The sequence below is a fragment of the Eubacterium sp. AF15-50 genome, from assembly GCF_934835595.1.
In the GTDB taxonomy this organism is placed as follows: Bacteria; Bacillota; Clostridia; order Lachnospirales; family Lachnospiraceae; genus Eubacterium_G; species Eubacterium_G segne.
Genome location: NZ_CAKVZL010000017.1, coordinates 23,562 through 29,997, shown reverse-complemented (window position 1 = coordinate 29,997; position 6,436 = coordinate 23,562). Strand labels below are relative to the sequence as shown.

Genomic DNA, 6,436 nt, shown 5'->3' with positions numbered 1-6,436 from the left:
TCTGAACAAATCATTTCTCTGAAAGCTGCAATTCTGTCTTCTTCAAAGAACATATGCTCTGTACGGCAAAGACCGATACCTTCTGCACCAAGTTCTCTAGCTTTCTTAGCATCAGCTGGTGTATCAGCATTTGTTCTAACCTTAAGTGTTCTATATTTATCAGCCCATCCCATGATACGTCCAAATGTGCCTGCGATTGTAGCATCAACTGTAGGGATGATACCATCGTAAATGTTACCTGTTGAACCATCAATTGAGATGTAATCTCCTTCGTGATATTCTTTTCCAGCTAATGTGAACTTCTTGTTAGCTTCGTCCATAGCGATATCACCACAACCTGATACACAGCATGTACCCATACCACGAGCAACAACGGCTGCGTGAGATGTCATACCACCACGTACTGTTAAGATACCCTGTGAAGCCTTCATTCCTGTAATGTCTTCAGGAGATGTTTCAAGACGAACTAAAACAACCTTTTCTCCCTTAGCATTCCATTCAACAGCATCATCAGCTGTAAATACAACCTTACCACAAGCAGCTCCAGGTGAAGCTCCAAGTCCCTTACCAGCTGGTGTAGCAGCCTTAAGAGCAGCAGCATCAAACTGTGGGTGAAGTAATGTATCTAAGTTTCTAGGATCGATCATAGCTACAGCTTCTTCTTCTGTTCTCATGCCTTCATCAACAAGGTCACAAGCAATCTGTAAAGCAGCCTGAGCTGTTCTCTTACCATTTCTTGTCTGTAACATATATAATTTTCTGTTTTCAACTGTAAATTCCATATCCTGCATATCTCTGTAATGGTTTTCAAGTGTTTCACAAACCTTTACAAAGTCAGCGAATGCTTCTGGGAATTCCTGTTCCATCTGAGCGATTGGCATTGGTGTTCTAACACCGGCAACAACGTCTTCACCCTGAGCGTTCTTTAAGAACTCACCCATAAGCTTCTTCTCACCAGTTGCTGGATCTCTTGTAAATGCAACACCTGTACCACAGTCATCACCCATGTTACCAAATGCCATTGACTGTACGTTAACAGCTGTTCCCCATGAATAAGGGATATCGTTGTCACGACGGTAAACGTTAGCACGTGGGTTGTCCCATGATCTAAATACGGCCTTAATAGCTCCCATTAACTGTTCCTTAGGATCATCTGGGAAGTCTTCACCGATTTTTTCTTTGTATTCAGCCTTGAACTGTGCTGCTAATTCCTTTAAGTCATCAGCTGTGAGTTCTACGTCCTGCTGAACACCTCTATCAGCTTTCATCTTGTCGATAAGTTCTTCAAAGTATTTCTTACCAACTTCCATAACTACGTCAGAATACATCTGAATAAATCTTCTGTAGCAGTCCCAAGCCCAACGAGCATTTCCTGACTTTTCAGCAATTGTATTAACAACTGTCTCGTTAAGACCAAGGTTAAGGATAGTATCCATCATACCCGGCATAGAAGCTCTAGCTCCTGAACGAACAGATACGAGGAGAGGATTTTCCTTATCTCCGAACTTCTTACCTGTGATTTCTTCCATTTTAACGATGTATTCGTTAATCTGTCCCTGGATTTCATCATTGATTTCTCTTCCGTCCTCATAATACTGAGTACAAGCTTCTGTTGTGATTGTGAATCCCTGTGGTACAGGAAGACCTAAACCTGTCATTTCTGCAAGGTTTGCACCTTTACCACCGAGGAGCTCACGCATGTTAGCATTACCTTCGCTAAAAAGGTACACCCATTTGTTTGCCATCTGTTCTTCCTCCTAATAAATAATAAGTATTGTATGTCATGAGCTGTAGAATGGCATTCCTTACCAGCTCATACAATCGATTTTTGGTGTTGCCCTGTTTTCCGGATAAAATATGTTCAATAAATGTCTCTTTCTATGTAGTCACGCAGAAAAAGGGCGCACTAGCACCTACGGAACAATTATAACATACAGCGCCTTATAGTCAAGAGAGAACGCTGTTTTTAGTTTAAAAGCCATAGGTTTTTCCTAATAAAATTCTTATCTGTCTCCACAATAAATGTTGTTATTGAGTGTGGAGGTACTTCTGTATTAATTCTTTTTCCGTCAACTGTAACTGCCAGTTTGTGTACTCTGCTTAGTTCGCTTTGAACCACAACCACTGTATTCATTCGGAAACTATAATAATCTCTTAATTCATACGGGTCTAATTCCTTCCAAAACTCCTTTGAGCCCTATGCAGTCTGCACTACTCGCATTATCGGTTCCATGAAAATACCTCTTTTCAAAATATTTCCAAAACCTTCCAAGTTCTTTCCCGTTTGATTAGATTAATTTATACCTGATTAGAAATCCATTTTCTCCTCAAAGTATGCCTTAAGGTCTTCAATTTTTATTCTTTCCTGCTTCATTGTATCTCTGTCACGAACTGTTACGGCACCGTCTTCTTCTGAATCAAAATCATATGTTACACAGAACGGTGTTCCTATTTCATCCTGACGACGATATCTCTTTCCAATTGCTCCTCTGTCATCAAATTCGCAGTTATAATACTTGCTAAGCTGTGCGAATACTTTTTCTGCTCCTTCGTTTAACTTCTTTGACAATGGAAGTACACCAATCTTTACAGGTGCAATAGCCGGATGGAAATGTAACACAGTTCTCATATCCGGTTTTTCTTCTGTACCGATGTTCTCCTCGTCATATGCTGAGCAAAGGAATGCCAATGTGACTCTATCTGCACCAAGTGACGGCTCGATAACGTATGGAACATATCTTTCATGCTTTTCATCATCAAAATATGTTAAATCTTCTTTTGATAAATTCTGATGCTGAGTAAGGTCATAATCTGTTCTGTCTGCAATGCCCCAAAGTTCTCCCCATCCAAATGGGAATAAAAATTCAATATCAGTTGTTCCTTTTGAGTAGAAACATAATTCTTCAGGTGAATGATCTCTAAGTCTCATTTCATCTTCTTTAATACCAAGGTTTAATAACCAGTCACGGCAGAAACCTCTCCAATACTGGAACCAGTCAAGGTCTGTTCCCGGTTCACAGAAAAATTCAAGTTCCATCTGTTCAAATTCTCTTGTTCTGAAAGTGAAGTTACCCGGTGTAATTTCATTTCTGAAAGACTTACCAATCTGTCCGATACCAAATGGAATTTTCTTTCTTGATGTTCTTTGAACGTTCTTGAAGTTTACGAAAATACCCTGTGCTGTTTCAGGTCTTAAGTATACTGTATTCTTTGCATCCTCAGTAACTCCCTGAAATGTCTTAAACATAAGGTTAAATTCACGTATATCTGTAAAATTATGCTTTCCACAGGATGGACAGCAAATATTATTATCTTCTATGTATGAAGCCATCTGTTCATGAGACCATGCATCAATAGACTCTTCAGCCTGGATACCATGCTCATCCATATAATCTTCAATAAGCTTGTCAGCTCTGAATCTTTCATGACATTCCTTACAATCCATTAACGGGTCTGAGAATCCTCCTAAATGTCCTGATGCAACCCATGTCTGTGGGTTCATAAGAATAGCACAGTCAACACCTACATTGTATGGATTTTCCTGAACAAACTTCTTCCACCACGCCTTTTTTACATTGTTTTTAAGTTCAACTCCAAGATTTCCGTAGTCCCATGTATTAGCAAGACCTCCGTAAATTTCTGATCCTGGATATACAAATCCTCTGCTTTTTGCCAATGCAACTATCTTATCCATTGTCTTTTCCATTATTACATCTCTCCTTAATATAATTTAGATTTTATCAAATACTTTCAGTATTATTTTTAATATACAATATAACTTAAATTTTCATCAGAATCATCAGTGGTTACTATTCCATCATCATCCACACTGCAATTTGAACTGATATACTTAACATCCTCATCTAACTGAACCTTATATTTTCCTTTAATAATAAGGATATTGGCATCTTCCATAGCCTTGATTTCCTTGGTTGTGGCATCTTTTTTCTTATCCGGTGAAGTAAAATCACCTTTTATTTTGCAATCAGAATTGTCCGCTATCTTTCCCATGAAAAACTCATTGCTTTCAACCTTATTGTATTCTTTAATGTAAGTTGAAAAATCATATGTTGTAGCAAATTCAAGAACTAATGTTGCCACATCGCTTTTAACCTTGAATGTATCTACCGTAATGGCATTTTTCACGGAAGCTTTCTTCCCGTCGTTATAATCTGCCACTTCTTTGTTTATGGTATCTTCAAGCTTACTTTCGTCGTAATAGTCCTTGTCAAACTTTTCCGCAACACCGTAAGATACCTTTCCATCTTCCTGTATGTAAACTGCACTCTCGCCCTTGGCAATATCCATATCACCTATTGTGCTTCCACACGCCGTAGCTCCAACAGCTACCACCAGCACAAGAAAAAGAGCTGCTAACTTTTTGTTAATATGCTTCATCTGTTCATTCCTCCTGATATTTGGCAAATACCTTATAAACAGTATCACCTAGATTACAATTTTAAACGCAAACCACCATTATTTCAATACATATTTTGCATAAAAAATTTACAAAAATTCCAACGAATTGAACTTTTTGTCTATCACTTTATCCATGTATGAACCAATAATATGTTTTAGCTGTTTCAAAACTATATCTGTAACTGTAAAGGAAAACAATTTATCTACAGGAGTAACTACAATAAATTGCAGTGCATACACCGTGGAATCTGTTATTATCTCATTATCCGGTACCTTTCCGTGACACTTTTTACATACCATTGTATTACGGTTTATATCAAAATAATCAAGTTCCTGCTTCTCTCCACAATTACCACAGGAGAAAACGTTGGGGTACTCTCCGTTTATAACCAAGGTTTTAAGCTCATATATACAACGTATTAAGTCAACAGGAATCCTGTTTTTAGTTAAAGCTTTCATTGCCATATATAAAAGTTTTAAAGTTTCAGAGGCCTCTATTCCTTCTCTTCCATAGTATCCTGCCAGTTCAAGAAAATACATTCCCATGTACATGCTGTCAATGTCTGTCTTGGTATTGCTGAAATAATCGCTAATTTTCTTTCCGGTTACCGTATAGGCGTTCCGTCCCCGGTATAAGGTAAATTCACCAAAAGCCATAGGCTGGCTTCCTCCTAGAAACGGACTGTTAGGTTTTCTTGCACCACGGGCGAAAGCTGTTATTTTTCCAAATTCCTTTGTAATTATAACTAATCTCTTATCGTATTCACCTATAGCCATTGAAGATATTACCATCCCCAGCGCCGTTACTGTTTCTACCATCTTCTTTTCCTTCTGTGTCCTTTATCCTTGCAATAAAGCTTTCCCGTGCTTTATTTATTCTTCTCTCATCAGCATATTTCAAATAATCTTCAATCTTACCTGTTGCTTCAAAAACCTTCCAACTGTTTAAATTATCCATCTTATCCCTCCGTAATACTGCAATTATCAAATTGCTTTTTTCACCTGTTTAAGTGATAAGATTAGGTTCTCCCATGAGATTATTTGTATACTGATTTCTTCAAAGAAAAAACTGGAAAGACCAATTGTTAATTCATTTAACAACTACTTCTCATTTATATAACCGTAATTTTTCATAAGAAGTTCGCTGTCACGCCAATCTTTTCTAACCTTTACCCAAAGCTGAAGATTTACTTTCATTTCCAGCTGTTTTTCTATTTCATATCTGGCATTTGTTCCGATTTTCTTTAACATGCTGCCTTTTTTGCCAATAATAATGCCCTTGTGTGATTCTCTTTCACATATTATTGTTGCCTCAATATCCACAATGTCAGTCTTTGTACGCTTCTTCATTTTTTCAATAGTAACGGCAATTCCGTGAGGGACTTCTTCATTTAATGCATGAAGAGCTTTCTCCCTGATTAACTCCGCCACAATTTGTCTCATAGGCTGGTCTGTCACTGTATCTTCATCATAATACTGTGGGCCTTCCGGCAGATATTTGAAAATCTGTTCAATAACAACATCAACATTTTTGCCTCTTAAGGCTGATGCAGGTATTATTTCATCAAAATCATATATTTTTCTATATGCATCTATAAATGTAAGAATCTCTTCCTGTTTTACGGTGTCTGTCTTGTTAATAACAAGAATAACCGGAACTCCTATTCCTTTAAGTTGCTGGGCAATATGCTGTTCCCCTGCTCCAATAAAGGTGTCCGGTTCCACCAGCCACATAATTAAATCAACTTCCTTTAATGTTTTTTCAGCCACATTTACCATATACTCTCCAAGCTTGTTTTTCGCCTTGTGAATACCCGGTGTGTCTAAAAATACAATCTGACCTTCATCACATGTATAAACAGTCTGAATTTTATTTCTTGTAGTCTGTGGTTTATTTGATGTTATGGCAATCTTCTGTCCGATAATCTGATTCATTAATGTTGACTTTCCAACATTTGGTCTTCCAATAAGTGCCACAAAACCCGATTTAAACTTCGTATTCTTTCCTGAATCCATT

At 37.7% G+C, this 6,436-nt stretch carries 7 protein-coding genes; all 7 read right to left on the bottom strand.

Features of this window, described 5'->3' with window-relative positions; genetic code table 11:
* Window positions 1–1,745: pyruvate, phosphate dikinase (gene ppdK, locus Q5O73_RS03665; protein ID WP_302669051.1), on the bottom strand; the 1,745-nt coding region annotated here is incomplete at its 3' end.
* A 221-nt stretch (window positions 1,746–1,966) separates the two neighbouring features.
* Entirely contained in the window at window positions 1,967–2,134 is a 168-nt protein-coding gene (locus Q5O73_RS03660) for a hypothetical protein (RefSeq protein ID WP_302669050.1), read from the bottom strand.
* Between the two features lie 174 nt (window positions 2,135–2,308).
* Entirely contained in the window at window positions 2,309–3,706 is a 1,398-nt protein-coding gene (locus tag Q5O73_RS03655) for a glycine--tRNA ligase (RefSeq protein ID WP_021952479.1), read from the bottom strand.
* A gap of 56 nt (window positions 3,707–3,762) precedes the next feature.
* Window positions 3,763–4,398, bottom strand: coding sequence for a hypothetical protein (locus Q5O73_RS03650; protein ID WP_021952480.1), 636 nt, complete (start codon window positions 4,396–4,398; stop codon window positions 3,763–3,765).
* Between the two features lie 108 nt (window positions 4,399–4,506).
* Complete coding sequence (gene recO, locus Q5O73_RS03645) at window positions 4,507–5,238, bottom strand: DNA repair protein RecO (protein WP_302669049.1); 732 nt, start codon at window positions 5,236–5,238, stop codon at window positions 4,507–4,509.
* Window positions 5,183–5,377: a hypothetical protein gene (locus Q5O73_RS03640; RefSeq protein ID WP_021952482.1), complete on the bottom strand. Its 195-nt coding sequence runs from the start codon at window positions 5,375–5,377 to the stop codon at window positions 5,183–5,185. Before Q5O73_RS03640 ends, recO begins: the two co-directional genes overlap by 56 nt.
* Before the next feature lie 143 nt (window positions 5,378–5,520).
* Window positions 5,521–6,435, bottom strand: coding sequence for a GTPase Era (gene era / locus Q5O73_RS03635; protein WP_118589032.1), 915 nt, complete (start codon window positions 6,433–6,435; stop codon window positions 5,521–5,523).
* Window position 6,436: the final 1 nt, after the last annotated feature.

Excerpts from the sequence above, each read along its gene's own strand:
- Q5O73_RS03660 (WP_302669050.1), bottom strand. The coding sequence starts at position 2,134 with ATGAATACAGTGGTTGTGGTTCAAAGCGAACTAAGCAGAGTACACAAA.
- Q5O73_RS03655 (WP_021952479.1), bottom strand. The coding sequence starts at position 3,706 with ATGGAAAAGACAATGGATAAGATAGTTGCATTGGCAAAAAGCAGAGGA.
- Q5O73_RS03650 (WP_021952480.1), bottom strand. The coding sequence starts at position 4,398 with ATGAAGCATATTAACAAAAAGTTAGCAGCTCTTTTTCTTGTGCTGGTG.
- recO (WP_302669049.1), bottom strand. The coding sequence starts at position 5,238 with ATGGTAGAAACAGTAACGGCGCTGGGGATGGTAATATCTTCAATGGCT.
- Q5O73_RS03640 (WP_021952482.1), bottom strand. The coding sequence starts at position 5,377 with ATGGATAATTTAAACAGTTGGAAGGTTTTTGAAGCAACAGGTAAGATT.
- era (WP_118589032.1), bottom strand. The coding sequence starts at position 6,435 with ATGGATTCAGGAAAGAATACGAAGTTTAAATCGGGTTTTGTGGCACTT.